The following is a 20166-nucleotide window of genomic DNA, read 5'->3' as shown; positions in this document are numbered from 1 at the left end:
GCACTCACAGTATTCAAGTGCTAAGTCTAATACGGATCGGCAGCGTTGCTAGCATTGAGGAACCCGTGGCCTGCTGCGGTTTGTCGTCCAATCCAGAACCGTTAGTGAGGCAATTTTCGTGTCCAGCTTTTCCTGGGGTCCGCAGGACATCACCGCGCCGGCCCGGACCGCGCTGCGCAAAGTCGGCGCCGAAACCGGCCTTGTCCTGGAGGACGTTGCCTCGGGCTGGGTGGGTGCGGTGGTACGCGTGGAGAAGTCCGGCGGGCTGCACCTGATGGTGCTCGAAGACCGGCGCGGAAAAAGCAAGTCCTTCGAACTCGGTTTCGGTTTCCTGCTCGAGGGCGAGCCGGTGGAAGTAGTGCCGGCAGCCGCGGCCGCCGGAAAAACAGGGCCCGCACGGACGGCGTCGGGCTCCGTGCGTGTTGCCAACCAGCGTGCGCGCACCGCCCGGGCGAGCCGCATCTGGGTCGAGGGCAAGCACGACGCCGAGCTGGTGGAGAAGGTCTGGGGTGACGACCTGCGGGTGGAGGGAATCGTCGTCGAGCCTCTCCACGGGGTCGACGACCTGTATTCGGCGGTTCGCGAGTTCGCACCCGGACCGGGCCGCCGGCTGGGGATCCTGGTGGACCACCTGGTTCCGGGGTCCAAGGAATCCCGGATCGCGGCCGAGGCCATGACCTCCCCCGGCGCGCCGGGCAACGTCCTGATTGTGGGGCATCCGTACGTGGATGTCTGGCAGGCCATCAAGCCGTCCGTGATCGGGCGCAGTGCCTGGCCGGTGGTCCCCCGGCATCTGGATTGGAAAACCGGGATCCTGCAGGGACTGGGCTGGCCGCACCGCGACCATACCGACGTCGCCATGGGCTGGAAGAAGCTGCTGGGGCAGGTGAACAGCTACGCGGATCTTGAACCGTCGCTGCTTGGACGGGTGGAGGAAGTCATCGATTTCCTGACCGTTCCCGGGTGAGACCTGCACCGCATCCCCCGTGGCCTTTCCGTGATGAAGTGCCCGAACCAGTACGCTTGGGGAATACGTAGTAGCGGACCGACCCTGTGTCACCATGAATCAAAAGGAATAAACGCCGTGTCCAACACACGCCAGAATCACCACGCCCGGCCGGAAGAGCAGGGCGGAGCGCAGCGTCCGATCTACCAGGGCGCCCCCGCCAACGCACTGCCCCTGACCGCGTCGGAAGACCGGCAGTGGGCAACCCTGGCGCACTTCGGCGGCATCCTCGCCTTTGTTCCGTCGCTGATCATTTACCTGGTGTTCCGCGACCGCGGTCCGTTCACGGCGCAGGAGTCCAAGGAAGCCCTGAACTTCACGCTGCCTCCCAGCATCGCGGCCCTCACGGTCTGGGCACTGTCCTTCATCCCGGAGATCGGCGGATTCTTCGCCGTGCTCAACGCGCTCATCTGGGTCTACGTGGCCGTGTCCTCGGTCATCGCGGGCATCGAGTGCAACCGTGGCCGGCCCTACCGCTACCCGATCAACCTGCGCCGCATCAAGTAAGCCGCACCAAGTAAGCCGCAGCCGCTGCTTCGTCGCTTCGTCGGACGGATCTGCTGCTTACTTAGTCGGGCAGGAGCCGCCGGACCACGGCGTCGGCCAGCAGCCGCCCCTTGGCGGTAAGCAGGACGGTGCCGGTCAGGGCAGCCCGCGGATCCACCAGCCCGTCGGCCATGAGGCCGGCCACGGCCAGCCGGCCCGGCTCGCGCAGCCGGTCCAGGGCCAGGCCCTCGGCCAGCCGGGTCCGAAGCATAACGTCTTCCACGTACCGGGTGTCGGCGTCAAGGGTTTCGCGTCCGACTGCCGGTGACTGTCCCGCCGCGATCCGCTGGGCATAGGCGGTGGGATGCTTGGCGTTCCACCACCGCACGCCGCCGGCATGCGAGTGGGCTCCCGGTCCGACACCCCACCAGTCGTCGCTGCGCCAGTACGCCAGGTTGTGCCGGCACTGGTCCTCGGGGGTGCGCGCCCAGTTGCTGACCTCGTACCAGTTCAGCCCGGCTGCGCTCATCATCTCGTCCGCCAGCACGTATTTGTCGGCGTGGTCGTCGTCGTCGATGGGCGGCACCTCGCCGCGCCGCATCCGGGCGGCCAGCTTGGTGCCTTCCTCGATGATGAGGGCGTAGGCGGAGATATGGTCCGGCTCGTAGCTCAGCGCCTCTTCAAGCGAGTGCTTCCAGTCGGCCATGGACTCGCCCGGCGTCCCGTAGATCAGGTCAACGCTTACCTGCAGGCCGGCATCGCGCGCCCACTGCACTGCCTGCGGAACGCGGGAAGGCGTGTGTGTGCGGTCCAGGACCGCCAGCACGTGCGGAACTGCCGACTGCATGCCGAAGGAGACCCGGGTAAAGCCGGCGTCGGCAAGCAGCTGCAGGGACTGCGGCGTCACCGAGTCCGGATTCGCTTCGGTGGTGACCTCCGCACCGGGGGCCAGGCCCCACTGGTCGACGGCGGTGCGCAGGATCAGCGCCAGGTCCTCCGCCGGGAGCAGGGTGGGAGTGCCGCCGCCGAAGAAGACGGTACCCATGCGGCGTTCCGGCAGTCCCGAACGCCGCAGGGCATCGGCGGCGAAGACGACTTCACGCGCAGCCGTGCCGCCGTAGGCGTCCTGCGAGGCGCCGCCGCCGAGTTCGGTAGCGGTGTAGGTGTTGAAATCGCAGTAGCCGCAGCGGACTGCGCAGAACGGGATATGGACGTAAAGCCCGAAGTTCCGATCGGCTGCGCCGTCTGCGGCCTGTGCTGGCAGGAGGCCGTCGGCGGGTGCCGGGTCTCCGAGGGGCAGTGCACTGGGTGTCACTTCTTGGATTTGTCCTTGGATTCGTCAGAGGAAAGCGCGGCCACGAAGGCTTCCTGCGGAACTTCGACGCGGCCCACCATCTTCATGCGCTTCTTGCCTTCCTTCTGCTTTTCCAGCAGCTTGCGCTTACGGCTGATGTCGCCGCCGTAGCACTTGGCAAGCACGTCCTTGCGGATGGCGCGGATGGATTCGCGGGCAATGATGCGGGAGCCGATGGCCGCCTGGATGGGCACCTCAAACTGCTGGCGCGGGATGAGCTCGCGGAGCTTGCCGGTCATCATCACGCCGTAGGCGTACGCCTTGTCCTTGTGCGTGATGGAGCTGAAGGCGTCCACCTGCTCGCCCTGGAGCAGGATGTCCACCTTGACCAGGTCGGCAACCTGTTCGCCGTCGGCCTTCCAATCCAGGGAGGCGTAGCCGCGGGTCTTGGATTTGAGGATGTCGAAGAAGTCGAAAACGATCTCGGCCAGCGGCAGGCGGTACCGGATTTCCACCCGGTCCTCGGAGAGATAGTCCATGCCGCCCAGGACGCCGCGGCGGGCCTGGCACAGCTCCATGATGGCGCCGACAAATTCGTTCGGCGCCAGGATCGTGGCCGAGACCATCGGCTCGCGGACCTCTTTGATCTTGCCTTCGGGGTACTCGCTGGGGTTGGTCACCGTGACCACCTTCTTGTCCTCGAGCGTCACCTCGTACTCGACGTTGGGCGCGGTGGAGATCAGGTCCAGGTTGTACTCGCGCTCGAGCCGTTCACGGGTGATTTCCAGGTGCAGCAGGCCCAGGAAGCCCACCCGGAAGCCGAAGCCCAGTGCCGCGGAGGTCTCGGGTTCGTACACCAGCGCGGCATCGTTGAGCATCAGTTTTTCCAGCGCTTCGCGCAGCACCGGGTAGTCGGCGCCGTCGATGGGGTACAGCCCGGAGAACACCATGGGTTTGGGATCTGCGTAGCCTTCGAGGGACTTCTCGGCCGGCTTGGCCAGGTTGGTGACGGTGTCGCCCACCTTGGACAGCCGAACATCCTTCACGCCGGTGATGAGGTAGCCCACCTCACCCACGCCCAGGCCCTTGGACGGGGTGGGCTCCGGCGAGCTGACTCCGATTTCGAGGAGTTCATGGCTGGCCCGGGTGGACATCATCTGGATGCGTTCACGCGGCGACAGCGACCCGTCGATCACGCGGACATAGGTGACGACGCCGCGGTAGGTGTCATACACGGAGTCGAAGATCATGGCTCGGGCGGGAGCGTTGGGGTCCCCCACCGGTGCCGGAATCTCGCGGACAATCTGGTCCAGCAGGGCTTCAACGCCTACACCGGTCTTGCCGGAGACCCTCAGTACGTCCGCCGGATCGCCGCCGATCAGCTTCGCCAGTTCCTCGGCGTACTTCTCCGGCTGCGCCGCCGGGAGGTCGATCTTGTTCAGGACCGGAATGATGGTCAGGTCGTTTTCCATCGCCAGATAGAGGTTCGCCAGCGTCTGCGCCTCGATGCCCTGGGCGGCGTCCACCAGCAGCACTGCGCCTTCGCAGGCAGCAAGGGAACGCGAAACCTCGTAGGTGAAGTCCACGTGGCCCGGGGTGTCGATCATGTTCAGGGCGTAGGACTGCCCGTCCAGCTCCCAGGGCATGCGCACGGCCTGCGACTTGATGGTGATGCCGCGTTCGCGCTCAATATCCATCCGGTCCAGGTACTGGGCCTTCATGTTCCGGTGCTCAACCACTCCGGTGGACTGGAGCATGCGGTCGGCCAGGGTGGACTTGCCGTGGTCGATGTGGGCGATGATGCAGAAGTTTCTGATGATCGCCGGATCCGTCGCGGCAGGCACCGGCGAGAAGCGGGCCATGGGTGACACTGTGGCGGTTCCTTTACTGTTCCGGGACTCTCCGGACGCGGCGCGGTGCGCGGGTGTCCTTCGTCCTGGCGGTTCTAGTGGGAGTTCTGTCGAGTTAACAGTCTCCCACGTTTGCCTGCCGCAACAGGAACCGGACGCACCGGGTTCCGTGCACCGGGAGCATAACGTAGTGCCATGCCCTTTAACGCCCGCTCGTTTGCCTCCATTGCCCGCACGGCTCTCCGCCTACTGCGCCAGGCCTCTTCGTCCGCCGGGCCTGCCGAAAACAGCCGGAGAACCGGCGGACCGGCCCGGCCGCGCACGACCGTCCGGACGCCGTCACCCTCCCCCGGAACCAGGGCGGCTCCCCCGCACACCACCCGGCCCTCGCCGTCGTCGTCCGCACGGACAGCGCCCGCCGCCGCCCGGGGTTACGCCGGTGATTACTCCGGCCCCGTCAATCCTGTCTACGCCCCGCAGCCCGACGGTGATCCGGATCCCGGAGAGGTGGTGTGGGCCTGGGTTCCGTACGAGGATGACGCCAGCCAGGGCAAGGACCGTCCCGTCCTGCTGATCGGACGCAGCGGCGGGGCACTGCTGGGCCTGATGATGACCAGCCGGGACCGGAACAACCGCAGTGGTTCCGACCCGCGGTACCTCGACGTCGGCACCGGACCTTGGGACAGCAAGGGGCGGCCCAGCGAAGTGAAGCTGGACCGGGTGCTGCAGCTGGATCCGGGCAGCGTACGCCGGGAAGGTGCGATCATGGATAAGAACGTTTTCCAAACAGTTGCCCGGCGCCTGGCCGTGATCCGTCCGGCGCGCTGAACCGGCGCTTTCGTTACCGGAGGCCAAACTCTGCTAACATTTATTGCTGTGTGTCCGCGCAGGTCGACGGGCACTTTGGTTCAGGCGCCATTACGGTATCCCCACGCCGCTCAGTCAATGTCTGGGCTGAAATACCCTCACCGACCAAGTCCGCAATACAAAGAGAGTTTATAAGTGGCCAATATTAAGTCCCAGAAGAAGCGCATCCTCACCAACGAGAAGGCGCGTCAGCGTAACAACTCGGTGAAGTCCGAGCTGAAGACCGTCATCAGCAAGGTTGATGCCGCAGTCAAGGCCAGCGACAAGGACGCAGCAGCCGAAGCGCTGAAGACCGCCAGCCGCAAGCTGGACAAGGCCGTCAGCAAGGGCGTAATCCACAAGAACAACGCTGCCAACCGCAAGTCGGCCATCTCCAAGAAGGTCAGCGCGCTCTAACCAGCAGCCAGCAACACAGACTTACAAAAGCATGGCCGGTCCTTCGGGACCGGCCATGCTTTGTTTTAACCTGCTTTGTTTTAGCCTGCTTTGCTCTAAGCTGCGCCCGTGGTGCCCCTACCGGCCCGACGCCGCCAGGGCAATGACAGTGACGGCGCGTTCCACGGCGTAGACGGGATCCCGCCCTGCGCCCTTGACCTGGGCATCAGCCTCGGCGAGGGCCTGGACGGCCTCGATCAGTGACTCCGAGGAGAACCGCTGGGCGTCCCGCCGTGCCTGGTCCACCTGCCAGGGTGCCATGGACAGTTCCTTGGCCATCGAGGCCGAGGATCCACGCAGGTTGGCCACGCGGGCCACGGCGCGGACCTTCATGGCCAGGGCGGCCACCAAGGGCACCGGATCCACTCCGGTGTCCAGGGCGTGCCGGAGCATGGACAGCGCCTGAGCCGCGCGGCCGGCCAAGGCGGCGTCGGCCACCTTGAAGGCCGTGGCCTCCACCCGTCCGCCGTAATAGCGCTCCACCAGTTCCTCGGTCACCTCGCCGGTGGAATCACTGATCAGCTGCTGGCACGAGGCTGCCAGCTCCGAAAGGCTGGACCCGACAGCGCTTACCAGCGCCCGGGCTGCGGCCGGATCGATCCGGCGGCGGGCAGTGCGGAACTCAGAGGTGACGAAGTCCAGCTTCTCCGCATCCTTCTTGAACGGCTGGCATTCCACCACGGGTGCGCCGAAGGCTTTAACCGCATCCAGCAGCTTCTTGCCGCGGTTACCGCCGGAATGATGCAGCACCAGCACGGCGTCCGGAGAAGGGTCCTTCAAATAGGCCAGGGTTTCGGTGAGGAAATCCTCGTTCATCGACGCGAGATTCACGGCCTCGATGAGTTTGGCTTCGCCGAACAGCGAGGGACTTGACTGCAGGGTGAGCTCGCCGGAGACGTAGGAGGCGGCGTCGAAGTGCACCAGTTCCGTGTCCGGCTGCTTCTCACGCAGCACCCCGCGCAGCCGGTCCCGCGCACGGGACGCCAGGTAGTCCTCGGGACCTGCCAGCAGGACCACCGGAGCGGGTTCGACCTCGCGCCAGGAAACTGTCGCTGAGGACTTTGCGGCGGGCTTGCTGCCGGAGCTGCGTTTGGAAGGGACTGCCGGATTCACAGCGGGTGCTCCTGGGATTCTAGGCTGCCGGATTCCGGCCTGCCGGGGTAAATGATTCGAAACGTACCCGCACCGCGGATAGCCTCACTCCAAGATTGCCACGGTCCCGGGCGGCGGCCAATTTTCCGGACAGCCGACGCCATGTCTGCCGGGGTTCTACGGAGGCAGGCTCAGGATCTCGACGGCGTTGCCTTCGCGGACCACCAGGACCGTGCCGTGCTGGTCCGTACGTGCCACCGCCGTGCCCGAAGCCTTCAGCTGCGCCAGAATTTCGGGTGCCGGATGGCCGTATCCGTTATCGGCACCAACGGATATGAGCGCAAGCGAGGGACGCACGGTCCGGGACCAGCCGTCGCCGCCGTTGCGTGCCCCGTGGTGGGCTACCTTCAGCACATCGACGCCGGATCGGAGATCGGTGTGCGTTGCAAGGATCCTTGCTGCTGCTTCCTCCTCCGCATCGCCGGTGAAGAGTATCCGCAGCGGCCGCTCCCCCGGGTCCGGTCCGGCAACGGTCACCAGCAGGACGGAACTGGCATTGTTCTCCTCGTCATCGCCCGCTGCGGGCACTGTGCCGGCCGGCGGCCAGAGGACTTCCCACCCCACCCTGCCCGCTGTTCCGGCCATTCCCTGAGCCAGCCGGGTCCGGGACGCCGGTGTTCCGGCCAGTACTCCTGCCAGTTCCTCCGGCAGTTCCCGGCCCGCCGTTGAGTAGCCCACCTGCCGCACGGACCGTCCGGACAACACTCCGGCAGCACCGCCGTAATGGTCCAGATGGGCATGCGTGAATACCAGCAGCTCCACGGTCCGCACGCCCAGCCGGTCCAGGCAGGCATCCATGGGACCGGGCTCTGAACCGGCATCGATCACTACTGCACTCTCCGGTCCGGCACGGAGTACAAAACCGTCCCCCTGTCCGACGTCGCACGCGGCCACCACCCACTCCCCCTCCTGCACTTGTCCTCCCTGCAGGGCACGGGCGCCGAGGACTGCACCACCGGGAAGGACCAGCAAAGCAGCTGCCCCGGCCGCTATCCGGCGCCGACCCGTCCCGCCGCCGCTCCCCCGCGGCGGGAGATCCCGCCGTGAGAGAACCAGGATTCCGGCCACGGCCGCGCCCGCACATACACCCATCAGCAGCACACCCGGGCTCCCCTCAGGCCAGGCGGCCACGGCGCCGGGTGCGGACTCAAAGAACCGGGCCGTCCGGGCCACCCACCAGGCACCTGCAGCCGCAAGCAGAAGCGGCGGTGCCGCAAGCACCGGAGCGACGCCCACCAGTGCGACGGCAAGCATTCCGGCCACGGTCACGGCCGGAACAACGGGCGCGGCAACAAGATTGGCAGGCACCGAATACACCGGCAGCTGCGGCTGCAGGAGCACCAGAACCGGGGCGCAGAACAGCTGCGCAGCAACGGGTATGGCCAAGGCAGCCGCGAACCAGCGGGGCAGGCGCATCGAGAGTACGCGCACCAGATGCGGTCCCAGCACAATAAGCCCGAGGGTTGCGCAGACCGAGAGGGTGAACGCGTAGCTTCCGGACAACCAGGGGTCCACGCACAGCAGCACCGAGATCGACAGGAAGAGCAGGGCGGCGGACAGGCGTCCCCTCCCGGAAAGTACGGCGAGGGTTCCCAGCCCGCCCATTACGGCAGCGCGCAGGACACTGGGATCCGGCCGGACGAGGAGCACAAACGCCACAAGCCCGGCCAACGCCAGCAGCACGGCGGGCGCCCGCGGCAACCGCAGGGCCCGGGCAGTGAGGAAGATAAACGCCAGCAGATAGCTGCAGTTGGCGCCCGAGACAGCTGTCAGATGGGTCAGGCCGGTATTCTTCATCGCCTGCTCCAAGCCGGGATCCAGGCCGCCCCGGTCACCCAGCACCATGCCCGGAAGCAGTCCCTCGACATCCGCACCGCGGTCTTCGGCCGCCTGGACGAAGGTGCCGCGGAGTTCTGCCGTTGCCGCGTACCATCCACCGGCAGGTGTGACCTCCGGTGGAGCAGCCGCCCGGAGCAGGGCCAGATTACGGTCCCCTGCAGGGAGCGGCTGCAGGGATCCGGCGCTGGTAAACCGGTCCCCCAGCCTGACGGGCGCGTAGTCCTCCCCGCCGATCACCAGGAGGGTCGCCGACGTTCCGAACCGCTGCCCCTCCGCGGTGCCCGATTCCGCTACGGCATCGATGAGATACCGCGGACGGCCGGTGAACCGGTCCGGTGCCCCCGGGCGGGCATCCGATGCTGCACGCAGTTCCACGGTCACAGCGGCCTCTTCGGCGATGAGACCGGAGATGGGGCCGGCCGTGCGTGCAGCCAGACTTGCGGTCGCACCGGCGCAGACCAACGCTGCCGCCGCGAGGGGAACGGCGGCACCTCGCAGGAATCCGGCCGTGCTTCTTTGCCTGCAGCGCCGCCGCGTGGCGGTCAGCAGCAAGAGGACCGCCAGGACAGCCGCCGCGGCGGCCAACGCCCATCCCGCCGGGTGCGGCAAACGAACTGCAACAAAAGCTGCCGCCCATACCGTGGCTGCCGCCGGCAAGAGCCGCAGCTCCCGGAGCTCAGGCGGCGGCGTGTCTGCTGCTGCGGTCTCCCGGTTGTGCCAGGCTTCCCGTGCCCTGCCGATTCCTCCCCAGGTCCTGTCCCACCGGCCGCCTGCGGTTGCGCCCCGCTCCGCCTGCGGAACTAAGCGCTGCGCTTCCGGGTTCAGTGCCGAGGTGACATACCGTGACCATCTGCTTTCGGACCCGCTGGACATGCACTGTCCGCTAAACCGTAACCAGTGGCAGCAGCGCCGCCATCATGGCCTCGCCGATCCCCGGTACGGCATCCAGATCCTCCGGCCGGCTGAACCCGCCATGCTCGGTCCGCCACGCAATGATCCGTTCGGCCATTACCGGGCCGACCCTCGGCAGGCTTTGCAGCCGGGCCGAGTCTGCGGTGTTCAGGTTGACGCTGTCCGAAGTGCCGCTGCCGGCCTGCACTCCCGGACCCTTGGCACCGGACGCACCGCCATCCGCCGGATTTCCTGCGGCGCCCACGGGGCCCGGCGGGCTTTCGCCGATCCGCGGAACCAACACCATCGCACCGTCCTCCGCCAAGGCGGCCAGGTTCACGGCGGCGAGGTCCGCATCAGCCGCCGTTCCGCCCGCAGCATCAACGGCATCAACGATCCGGCTGCCCGGTGACAACCGGACGACGCCTGGACGCTGGACGGCCCCGGCCACATGGACCACCACCGTTGCCGGGTTCCCTCCCGGTTCCTTCGCACTGGACGGAGACGGTGAGGGCGAGGCCGGCCCAGACGCCAAAGGTATCCCCGGACCGCCGCTTTCGGCGGCAGCGGGTGAGGGATCCGTAGCCGGTGGGGACAGCTGAACACTGGCAACCGGAACCGGTCCTCGATCGCGCAGCATAACGACCGCTGCCCCGCAGCCCAGCAACAGGGAAACCGCCAGCACCGCTGCGGGCAGGGAAAAGGCCCACCTGCGCCTCCGCCCGGACGGATGGCCGTCTGCCGGCTCCGGCTCCTCCGGGACGTGGACGTCCGGGCTGTCCCAACGATGTTGTGCCATCGGGCAAACCTACGATCCCCGGCCCGCCGGGTTCGAAGCCTTTGTTCGCGTAACTGGACGAACCGGAACGGCCCGCAGCCCCGCTCGGCAATGTTGAGGACAAGACAAACGGTGGGCCGGGACTCTTGCCGGCCCGTTGGGGTGGTTTTACTTGAAGATGTTCTTGGACCCGGCATCCATAACAACCTGGCCATTCTGCCAGGTCGGGCGGAATTCGCTCAGGGACTTTGAGTACGTTTCCAGTGACTCTACGACAACCCCATCAGCGGTGTTGCGAATAACTCCGATCGCAACCGTGAATACACTCATCCGCTTGGAAGCGTTGGCGGAGTCGATGGTTACGCTGGTTCCGGAGCCATTGTCGATTCCCAGGGATACCCCGTACTTACGGAAAGAGCCCATTCCGTTGGACTGGGCCGAGTAAGCGATGGGAACAACCGCTTCGATCTCGTCCGTCAGCTTGATTTCAATGGTTTCCTGGGCCTTGCCGTTCTGCCCGCGCCCCACGTCACCCAGGTGGCGAACTGCGCCGCCGAGCAGTTCCGGCGTCGGATCCGGCTGCGCTTCGGAGCCGAAGGTGGAACAAACCAGTTCCGTTCCATCCTTGAGAATGACCAACGCGTAAAGATCGTAGTCGGTGTTGGATGACCATTCACAGCGAGCCGTGACTACAGGAGTTTTTGCAATGGTGACGCGGTTACCTTTTTCAAGGGAAATGGCACCGGTTTTCTTCCCAAGATCTACGACCGGAGCAGCAGCAGCGGTTTCATTGTTCTTACCAAATCCAAATGGAGACATAGCGGCATTCCCTCGCAGTAGGCGTAAATTTTCCGCTCACTCTACCACTTACCCTTTATGCAGCTACCGCAATAGCGGGAGGGAAAGATAAGGGGAAATTCTCAATTCTCCTACGGCACAACGGGCCTGGCCGGATCCGGTTCGTCTCCCGCAACGGCCACGGCCAGCACCCCCAACCCCGCATGCGCAGCAAGCACGGCGGGCAGCGCGCAGATGAGAACCTCCACCTCGGGTGCGGCGGCACCGATGACGCCGGCCAGCCGCTCGGCTTCCGATGCGTTACCGAAGTGATGCACCGCGGCACGGACCTTCCCGGTCCGCCCGGCGATGTCCTGCTGTACGAGTTCTGCCAGCCGCGCCAGTGCCTTGGGGGCGGTCCGGACCCGTTCCAGCGGAAGCACCTTGCCGTCGCGGACCACCAGGATCGGCTTCACGGCCAGCAGTGTCCCCAGCCAGCCGGCGGCCGCTCCGATCCGACCGCCCCGCCGCAGCTGGTCCAGGCTGGGGACATAGAAGAGGATGCTGGAATCGGCTGCCACGGCCCGGGCACAGGCGGCCACCTCCGACGCCGAAGCGCCGGTCCGGGCGCACTCGGTCGCGGCTGCCACGGCAAACCCCAGGCCCATGGCCGCCGTCGCACTGTCAATGACCTCGACCGGAATTCCGGCGGAACGGGATGCCAGCCGGGCCGAATCGACGGTGCCGGACAGTTGCCCGGAAAGGTGGATGGACACTACTGAGGCGCAACCGGCGGCTGCCAGCTCCCGGTACGCAGCCTCGAACTGTCCCGGAGCCGGCCGTGAGGTACGGACCTCGTGCCCTTGGGCCAGGGCCAGGGCGAGGGCCGGAATCAGGTCATCCGAGCCTTCACCGTAGATCTGGTCCCCGATCATCACGGGCATCGGTACCACCCGGACGAACGCGGACGCGTTTGCCGCCTCCGCCCACCGGACCGGCAGGGCCGAGGCGGAATCGGTCACCACTCCCACGGACGGCGCGGGGACGGCAGCAGCTGACCGCTGCCGTCCCCTGGCCCGCGAGGCGAGCCGTTCGAGCCAGTCCATGGGGCGTTCCGGCCTAGGCCGGAACGATGTTGACGAGCTTCGGCGCCCGGACGATGACCGTACGGATACCGCGCCCGTCGAGGAACCGCTGCACGGCGTCAGACGCCAGCGCGGCCTCCCGCAGGTCTTCCTCGCTGATGTCCGCGGCAACCTCGAGGCGGTCACGGACCTTACCCTGCACCTGGACGACGGCGGTGACCGTGTCCTGCACCAGCAGCGTCTTGTCGACCGCGGGCCAGCCGGCGTTTACGACGGAGGCATCGCGGCCCAGCAGGTTCCAGAGATCCTCGGCCGTGTAGGGCGCGAAGAGGCTCAGGATGACGGCGACGGCTTCCGCCGCCTCGCGTACCGCCGGATCGGCAGCGCCGGCACCGGAATCGATGGCCTTGCGGGTGGCGTTGACCAGCTCCATCAGCTTGGCCACCACCACGTTGAACTTGCTGTTTTCCAGCAGCTCGGTGGCATCGGCAACGGTCCGGTGCGTGAGCGCACGCAGCTTCCGGTCCCCGGTCGAGAAGTCCACGCCGGGCTCGCTGGTGATGTCCTGTCCCAGGCGCCAGGCGCGGGCCAGGAACTTCGCGGAACCCGACGGCGACACATCCGCCCAGTCGACGTCGTCTTCCGGCGGGGAAGCGAAGATCATGGTCAGGCGCACCGCGTCGACGCCGTACTTGTCCAGCTGCTCGCTCAGGTCCACTCCGTTGCCCAGTGACTTGGACATGGCCTTGCCGCCGTTGAGGACCTGGCCCTGGTTCAGCAGCGAGCTGAACGGTTCGCTGGCTTCCAGCAGGCCCATGTCGTGGACCACCTTGGTGAAGAACCGTGCGTAAAGCAGGTGCAGGATGGCGTGTTCCACGCCGCCCACATACTGCCCGACCGGCATCCAGTTCTTTGCCGCCTCCGGATCAAACGGGCCGTCCGTGAAGTGCGGGGACACGAAGCGCATGAAGTACCAGGACGAATCCACGAACGTGTCCATGGTGTCGGTATCGCGCTTGGCGGGGCCGTCGCACTTCGGGCAGGCCACGTTGACCCAGTCCTCGGCGGAGGCCAGCGGGGAGGTGCCCTTCGGTGCCAGTGCTTCACCGCGCAGCCCGGTGGGCAGCGTGACGGGCAGCTGGTCATCGGGGACCGGAACCTCGCCGCAGTTCTCGCAGTGGATGATCGGGATGGGGGTGCCCCAGAAACGCTGCCGGGACAGCAGCCAGTCACGCAGGCGGAAGTTCACGAACTTCTCGCCGGTGCCCTGTTCCTCGAGCATCCGGACAGCGGCGGGAATGGCCTCGGCCTTGGGCAGGCCGTCCAGTGCGCCGGAGTTGATCAGGGTGCCTTCGCCGGTGGTGGCAACACCGCTGACGGCGGGATCCTCTTCGCCGGTGTCCAGGACAGCCTTGACGGGCAGGTCGAAGGTCTTGGCGAAGTCCAGGTCACGCTGGTCGTGCGCCGGGACGGCCATGATGGCGCCGGTGCCGTAGTCGGCCAGCACATAGTCGGCGGCCCAGACGGGCAGCTTTTCGCCGTTCAGCGGGTTCACGGCGTACCGGCCGGTGAAGATGCCGGTCTTGACGCGTTCGGTGGACTGGCGCTCGATGTCCGAGAGTGCCTTCACCGATTCGCGGTAGTCCAGCAGCGAGTCGCGGTTTTCATCCGTCACCAGGTCCAGTGCCAGCGGGGCGTCCGCGGCGACGACGAAGAAGGTGGCGCCGGCCAGGGTGTCCGGGCGGGTGGTGAAGACGGTGACCTGCTCGGCGGGTTTGCCGCCCTCGGCCTCGATGTTGAACCGGACGTGGGCGCCCTCAGAGCGGCCGATCCAGTTTTTCTGCATGGCCAGGACCCGCTCGGGCCAGTGGCCCTTGAGCTGTTCCATGTCATCGAGCAGGCGGTCGGCGTAATCGGTGATCTTGAAGTACCACTGGTTCAGCGACTTCTTCGTGACCTGGGTGCCGCAGCGTTCGCAGGCACCGTTGACCACCTGTTCGTTGGCCAGCACGGTCTGGTCCTTGGGGCACCAGTTGACCGGGGAATTCTTCCGGTAGGCCAGGCCGCGCTCGTAGAAGCGGGTGAACAGCCACTGGGTCCAGCGGTAGTACTCGGGGTCCGACGTGTGGATCCGGCGGGACCAGTCAACGCTGATGGCGTAGCGCTTGAAGGACTCCGCCTGGGTCTCGATGTTGCGGTAGGTCCAGTCGCTGGGGTGCGCGTTGTTCTTGATGGCCGCGTTCTCGGCGGGCAGGCCGAAGGAGTCCCAGCCGATCGGGTGCAGCACGTCGTACCCGAGCTGGCGCCAGTAACGGGCGACGACGTCGCCCATCGCGAACGCCTCGGCGTGGCCCATGTGCAGGTCGCCGGAGGGGTACGGGAACATGTCCAGTACATAGCGCCGTTCGCGCGAGCCGTCGTCGGCAGGGGTGAAAACGCCGAGGTCATCCCAGACCTTCGGCCATTTCTGCTCGATGGCCGCGAAACTGTAGACGGCCTCTTCCTGCTGATCAGTCTGTGACTGCGTGCTCACTATGCTTCGCCTCTGTCCTCAAAGAAAATCGATCCGCGCTGCGGGCCGGCGGTAAATCCGGCCCTTAAATTTTTGGGTCCTCCCCAGACACACAAAAGCCCCTCGACAAGCAAGGGGCGGCCGCGCACGGACGGTGCGCGGCTAGCTAAGGAGGAGAACTGCGATCATTTCTCCACTTTACAACAGCACACGGCCCTCGAAGCCAGTGTGCCCGGGTGAGCCGCGGGAGCTTTAGCCGGCCGTGTCCCGCGCTGCCCGGAACGCGAGGAACGCTTCCCTGCTGGTGCGGGAAGGAGTAAAGCCGAACTCCTGCTTGAGTGCGGTGTTGTCCAGCACCGGCCGGTAGCGCAGGAACCGCACCTGTTCGGGACCGTGGACGGTCAGCCGCAGCAGGTGACCCAGCCAGAGCGCGGCAGCCAGGACGGGTGCCGGAACCGTGACGGTGCCGCGTCCCAGCAGTCCCGCTATCTCCCGCACAGTCAGGGCACCGTCTCCGGCAACGTTGAAGATGCCGCTGCGTCCCGTGACGACGGCCTGGACCATGATGCCGGCCACGTCTTCGTCCCAGATGAACACAAACGGGGAGTCGCTGCCGGCTACCCGCAGCAGCTTCGGTGCGTCGAAAAGGGCCGTGATCTGGTTGCGGACCCGCTCGCCGAGGATGGTGCCGATCCGGAAGATGGTCTGCTGCAGCTCGGGATGTTCTTCGCGGACCCTTGCCAGCTCCTCCTCGACCAGCCGTTTATGCCGGGAGTAGGCAAACTCGTCATTGCCGCGGAGCGCATCGGATTCCTTCAGCCACGGGGGGTTGTCCGGGTGGTAGCCGTAGGCGGCGCCGGAAGAGGAAATGACCACGTGCTTCACCCCGGAGGAAATGCAGGCCGCCAGGACATTCCGTGAGCCCACCACGTCCACCGAGAATTCCTGTTCCCGCGTGGTGTGCTTTCCCGGATTCACGATGGCGGCAAGATGGACCACGGTGTCGATCCGGTGCGCCTGCAGCAGCCGCGCCACGTCCGGGGAACATACATCCGCGAGGGCGTACTCGACCCCGGCGAGCCGGCGTTCCTCCGCGGGTTCCCGGATGTCGAGGCTGAGGACATGCGAAATCTCCGGATGGTCCGCCAATCCGGCGACCACCGCACTGCCCAGGAAGCCGTTGCCGCCGGTCACGCAGACCCGGGTCATCGTCCTGTCCCCCGCTCCGCGGCCGGGGCCGGCGAACCGCGGCGTGCGTCACGCCGTCGCCACCAGGCCGCCAGCAGCAGTCCGGCCAGGATGTCCCAGATGCCCCACCAGGCGGCGACCATGGCCATGCCGCCCAGACCGGCAAAGAAGGTTAGAGTCAGGCCGAGCCCGAGTCCGGTGTTGCGGGCGCCGACTTCGAAGGTAAACGCCCGCCGGCTGGGTTCATCCAGCCGCACCGCCGCCGCCGTCCAGTAGCCCACAGCCAGTGCCACCGCGTCATGCAGCAGCACGATCAGGAAGATGGTCCCGAGATGCTCGCGGAGCGGGCCAAGGTTGCTGGCTGTCCCGGCGACAATGAATACAAGCAGGGCCACCAGGCCTATCCGCTGTACCCAGGGCCGCAGGATGTCGGTCACCGCGGGGAAGCGACGGGCCAGCGGCATGCCCACGGCAAAGGGCACGCCGATGATGAGCAGGACCTGGATCAGCATTTCCCAGCGGTCCAGGGAGAAGTCCCGCATCAGCCCGGCAGTGGCCGGATTCAGCCGCGCCCACAGCGCCACATTCAGCGGCATCACGGCGATGGCCACCAGGTTCGAGACAGCGGTCATGGAAGCGGACAGGGCAACATTGCCGTGCGCCCGGTGTGTCAGGACGTTGGAGATGCCCCCGGGCGGACAGCAGGCCACGAGGATCATGCCCAGGGCAATCGATGCCGGGACCTGCAGGAGGAGCGCCAGCCCGACCGTCACGGCGGGAAGCACCAGGTACTGGGCGCCGATTCCCAGCAGCACCGCCTTTGGGCTGCGCGCCACGGTGCGGAAATCCGCCGGACGTACTTCGAGGGCGATGCCAAGGATAATCACCGCCAGCACTACGTTCAGGATCAGCAGCGAGGCAGGCGTAAAGCTCAGGACGACGTCGTCAATGGGCATCAGCGGTTCGCCTCTTCACGCGCTGCGGACCCGGCTGACGCCAGCCGCTCCAGGTGCGCTTCAAGTTCGGCACGGTAGGCGTCCTTGTTGACGTAGTAGCTCATCCGGTCCAGGCCCAGATAGCGGTAACCGCCGGTGACATCCGGTGATTCTCCGGCCAGCAGCTGCCGGAACTCCCCGGCGGACTCCGGGTCGCGTTTTTGGGCGGCCAGGTAGGCGGCCGCCAGTTCGGCCTGCCGGAACCTGCCCTCCCAGCCCAGGCCCGAGGCCTCCACCATGCCGATCACGAGCAGGTTCTCCGCCTGGCGGCTGAACATGTTCAGGTACAACGACGGCGACGGGCCGTCCCAGCCAAGCAGCGCCGGGTCCAGGAACGGATAGTCCAGCACGTAGCCCGTGGCAAGGAGAAGGAGGTCGTACTCCCCCGAGGTTCCGTCCCGGAAGTGAACGGTGTGCCCGTCCAGCCGGGCAATGTCGCCCTTGACCTGAAGATCCCCGTGTCCCAGATGGTGCAGGATCAGGGAGTTCACCACGGGGTGGGATTCGTAGATGCGGTGGTCGGGTTTCGGGAAGCCGAAGCGGCGCGGGTCTCCGGTGAACATGCGCAGCAGCCGCTTGTCGAAGAACTGCTTCAGCGGCCGGGGCAGCGGCTTTCCCTGGTTCAGGGTGTCGGTGGGCCGGCCGAAGACGTACTTGGGAATGAAGTAGTAACCCCGCCGGACGCTGATGTCGACGGAGGCGGCGTGGTGGACGGCGTCCACGGCCAGGTCGCAGCCGCTGTTGCCGGCTCCAACAATCAGCACGCGCTTTCCGGAGAGTTCCCGGGGGTTTTTGTAGGACGCCGAGTGGCGGATCTCGCCGCTGAACTGCCCGGGCAGGGTGGGAATTGCCGGGGTGTGCAGGGTGCCCGAAGCGACGATGACAGCACTGAACCGTCCGCTGTCCGGTCCGTCGGCGCCCTCCCAGGACACCATCCACGCGCCGTCCTCGGACGGCACCGCTGCGGTGACCCGGACACCGAACCGGATGGACCGACGCAGCTGGAAGCGGTCGGCGTAGGACCGGAAATAGGCCTGGAGATGGCGGTGCCCGGGGTAGTCGGGGGTGCCCTCCGGCATGGGGAATTCGGCAAACTGCGTAGTGGATTTCGACGAGATCAGGTGGGCCGATTCGTAGACCGTACTGGCCGGATTCTCGATATTCCAGAGTCCGCCGACGTCGGTATGCCGCTCAAAGCCGACAAAAGCGAGGCCCTGCCTGGATAGGGCCCGCATGGCGGCAAGGCCGCTGGGTCCGGCGCCGATAACGGCGACAGGCAGTTCCGATCGTACAAAGTTTGCTGCGGGAGACACTTCCACCTGCTTCTGTGACCTGCATCACCGTCGATGCTGCCCGAACGGTACCGAAGGGTTGATGTGCCCGTCAAACCGACCCCGCCCGAGCGGGGGAAGCGAAAGGCCCCGGCAGTCTCGCTGCCGGGGCCTTTCACTACTAGTCTGCCTTCGAATTACTGAACGTCGTCGTCAACCCAGTCGAAGGTCTTGGTGACGGCCTTCTTCCAGAGGCGCATCTGGCGGTCACGTTCGGATTCTTCCATCTGCGGGATCCAGCGTTTGCCTTCAGCCCAGTTCTGCTCGAGCTCGTCGGTGCCGTTCCAGAAACCGACAGCCAGGCCGGCCGCGTAAGCGGCACCCAGTGCGGTGGTCTCGATGACCTTGGGCCGGACGACGTCGACGCCGAGGATGTCTGCCTGGAACTGCATCAGGGCATCGTTGGCGACCATGCCGCCGTCTACGCGCAGTTCCGTCAGCGGGACACCGGAGTCAGCGTTCACGGCGTCGAGCACTTCCCGGGTCTGGAAGGCGGTGGCTTCCAGTGCGGCCCGGGCAATGTGGTTCTTGTTCACGTAACGGGTCAGGCCCACCATCGCACCGCGCGCATCTGCACGCCAGTACGGTGCGAAGAGTCCGGAGAACGCGGGCACGATGTACACGCCGCCGTTGTCGTCCACCTTGCGGGCGAGCTCTTCGATCTCCGGGGCGCTGTTGATGATGCCCAGGTTGTCGCGGAGCCACTGGACCAGGGAACCGGTGACGGCAATGGAACCTTCAAGCGCGTAAACCGGCTTGGCGTCGCCCAGCTGGTAGGCCACGGTGGTGATGAGCCCGTTCTCGGAACGGACAATTTCCTCACCGGTGTTGAAGATCAGGAAGCAACCGGTCCCGTAGGTGTTCTTGGCGTTGCCCTTTTCGAACGCCGCCTGGCCGAACGTTGCGGCCTGCTGGTCACCGAGGATGCCTGCCACCGGGGTTTCCCGCAGCAGCTGGGAGCCGGCAACTATGCCGTAGACCTCGGAGGAGGACTTGATTTCCGGCAGCATCGACCGCGGAATACCGAACTCCTTGAGGATGTCCTCATCCCAGGTGAGCGTCTCGAGGTTCATAAACAGGGTGCGCGAAGCGTTGGTGACGTCGGTGATGTGCACGCCGCCGTCCGTCCCGCCGGTCAGGTTCCAGACAATCCAGGAGTCCGTGTTGCCGAACATGAGGTCCCCCGCCTCTGCCCGTTCACGTGCCCCCTCTACGTTGTCCAGGATCCACTTGATCTTCGTGCCGGAGAAGTATGTCGCCAGCGGCAGGCCAACGGTGTCCTTGAAGCGGTCCAGTCCGCCGTTTGCCGCCAGCTCGTTGACGATGGGCTGCGTGCGGGTGTCCTGCCAGACAATTGCGTTGTAGACGGGCTCGCCCGTGTTGCGGTCCCAGACAACGGCCGTTTCACGCTGGTTCGTGATTCCGACGGCGGCAATGTCGTGCCGGGTCAGGTTGGCCTTGGACAGGGCACTGCCCACGACCTCGCGGACGTTCGTCCAGATCTCCATCGGATCGTGCTCCACCCAGCCCGCGTGCGGGAAGATCTGCTCGTGTTCCTTCTGCCCGGTGGAAACGATGTTTCCGTCGTGGCCGAAAACAATTGCACGGCTGCTGGTGGTGCCCTGGTCGATGGCGATGATGTACCTGGGATTGTCAGGCATTGTTTCTGCTCCTTGCGGT

16 protein-coding genes are annotated in these 20166 nt (G+C 66.1%); 4 read left to right on the top strand and 12 right to left on the bottom strand.

The features are described 5' to 3' along the window. The first annotated feature begins 118 nt into the window (after window positions 1-118). Both LOC60_RS06420 and LOC60_RS06415 read left to right on the top strand, forming a co-directional pair. Window positions 119-967 (top strand): DUF3097 domain-containing protein, encoded by an 849-nt coding sequence (locus LOC60_RS06420; protein ID WP_230023648.1) that lies wholly within the window; start codon window positions 119-121, stop codon window positions 965-967. A 180-nt stretch (window positions 968-1147) separates the two neighbouring features. Next, window positions 1148-1513 (top strand): DUF4870 domain-containing protein, encoded by a 366-nt coding sequence (locus LOC60_RS06415; protein WP_230023773.1) that lies wholly within the window; start codon window positions 1148-1150, stop codon window positions 1511-1513. 61 nt (window positions 1514-1574) lie between these two features. Here the strand turns inward: LOC60_RS06415 and hemW are convergent, their stop codons facing one another. After that, window positions 1575-2807 (bottom strand): radical SAM family heme chaperone HemW, encoded by a 1233-nt coding sequence (gene hemW / locus LOC60_RS06410; RefSeq protein ID WP_230023646.1) that lies wholly within the window; start codon window positions 2805-2807, stop codon window positions 1575-1577. After that, window positions 2804-4657 carry a translation elongation factor 4 gene (gene lepA, locus LOC60_RS06405; RefSeq protein ID WP_230023644.1) on the bottom strand — a complete coding sequence of 618 codons (1854 nt, stop codon included), beginning with the start codon at window positions 4655-4657 and terminating at the stop codon, window positions 2804-2806. Before lepA ends, hemW begins: the two co-directional genes overlap by 4 nt. Window positions 4658-4831: 174 nt before the next feature. Between lepA and LOC60_RS06400 the strand changes: the two genes are divergently transcribed. Then, window positions 4832-5464: a type II toxin-antitoxin system PemK/MazF family toxin gene (locus LOC60_RS06400; RefSeq protein ID WP_230023634.1), complete on the top strand. Its 633-nt coding sequence runs from the start codon at window positions 4832-4834 to the stop codon at window positions 5462-5464. A gap of 174 nt (window positions 5465-5638) precedes the next feature. Further along, on the top strand, window positions 5639-5899 hold the full coding sequence (gene rpsT / locus LOC60_RS06395) for a 30S ribosomal protein S20 (RefSeq protein WP_146361896.1): 261 nt from the start codon (window positions 5639-5641) through the stop codon (window positions 5897-5899). 117 nt (window positions 5900-6016) lie between these two features. Here the strand turns inward: rpsT and holA are convergent, their stop codons facing one another. The 10 genes from holA to glpK form a co-directional block, all read right to left on the bottom strand. Then, the gene (holA, locus tag LOC60_RS06390; RefSeq protein WP_230023632.1) at window positions 6017-7051 is read right to left on the bottom strand and encodes a DNA polymerase III subunit delta; all 1035 of its coding nucleotides are present in this window, start codon (window positions 7049-7051) and stop codon (window positions 6017-6019) included. A gap of 156 nt (window positions 7052-7207) precedes the next feature. Then, window positions 7208-9514 carry a ComEC/Rec2 family competence protein gene (locus LOC60_RS06385; RefSeq protein WP_230023630.1) on the bottom strand — a complete coding sequence of 769 codons (2307 nt, stop codon included), beginning with the start codon at window positions 9512-9514 and terminating at the stop codon, window positions 7208-7210. Between the two features lie 298 nt (window positions 9515-9812). Continuing rightward, window positions 9813-10619 carry a helix-hairpin-helix domain-containing protein gene (locus tag LOC60_RS06380; RefSeq protein ID WP_230023629.1) on the bottom strand — a complete coding sequence of 269 codons (807 nt, stop codon included), beginning with the start codon at window positions 10617-10619 and terminating at the stop codon, window positions 9813-9815. Window positions 10620-10766: 147 nt separating this feature from the next. Further along, window positions 10767-11417 (bottom strand): hypothetical protein, encoded by a 651-nt coding sequence (locus tag LOC60_RS06375; RefSeq protein ID WP_230023627.1) that lies wholly within the window; start codon window positions 11415-11417, stop codon window positions 10767-10769. Between the two features lie 110 nt (window positions 11418-11527). After that, complete coding sequence (locus LOC60_RS06370) at window positions 11528-12481, bottom strand: DegV family protein (protein ID WP_230023624.1); 954 nt, start codon at window positions 12479-12481, stop codon at window positions 11528-11530. A gap of 13 nt (window positions 12482-12494) precedes the next feature. Continuing rightward, window positions 12495-14996, bottom strand: coding sequence for a leucine--tRNA ligase (gene leuS / locus LOC60_RS06365; RefSeq protein ID WP_442860390.1), 2502 nt, complete (start codon window positions 14994-14996; stop codon window positions 12495-12497). 228 nt (window positions 14997-15224) lie between these two features. Next, on the bottom strand, window positions 15225-16181 hold the full coding sequence (locus LOC60_RS06360; protein WP_230023620.1) for an SDR family oxidoreductase: 957 nt from the start codon (window positions 16179-16181) through the stop codon (window positions 15225-15227). Then, entirely contained in the window at window positions 16178-17116 is a 939-nt protein-coding gene (locus LOC60_RS06355; protein WP_230023618.1) for a bile acid:sodium symporter family protein, read from the bottom strand. The genes LOC60_RS06360 and LOC60_RS06355 overlap by 4 nt, the downstream gene beginning before the upstream one ends. Beyond that, window positions 17116-18468, bottom strand: coding sequence for a flavin-containing monooxygenase (locus LOC60_RS06350; protein WP_230023616.1), 1353 nt, complete (start codon window positions 18466-18468; stop codon window positions 17116-17118). The genes LOC60_RS06355 and LOC60_RS06350 overlap by 1 nt, the downstream gene beginning before the upstream one ends. Before the next feature lie 155 nt (window positions 18469-18623). Continuing rightward, the gene (glpK, locus tag LOC60_RS06345; protein ID WP_230023614.1) at window positions 18624-20147 is read right to left on the bottom strand and encodes a glycerol kinase GlpK; all 1524 of its coding nucleotides are present in this window, start codon (window positions 20145-20147) and stop codon (window positions 18624-18626) included. Window positions 20148-20166: the final 19 nt, after the last annotated feature.

The organism is Arthrobacter sp. zg-Y769 (assembly GCF_020907405.1).
Classification (GTDB): Bacteria; Actinomycetota; Actinomycetes; order Actinomycetales; family Micrococcaceae; genus Arthrobacter_B.
Note: the sequence above shows the minus strand (reverse complement) of the source record. Positions and strands in the feature narration are given on the sequence as shown.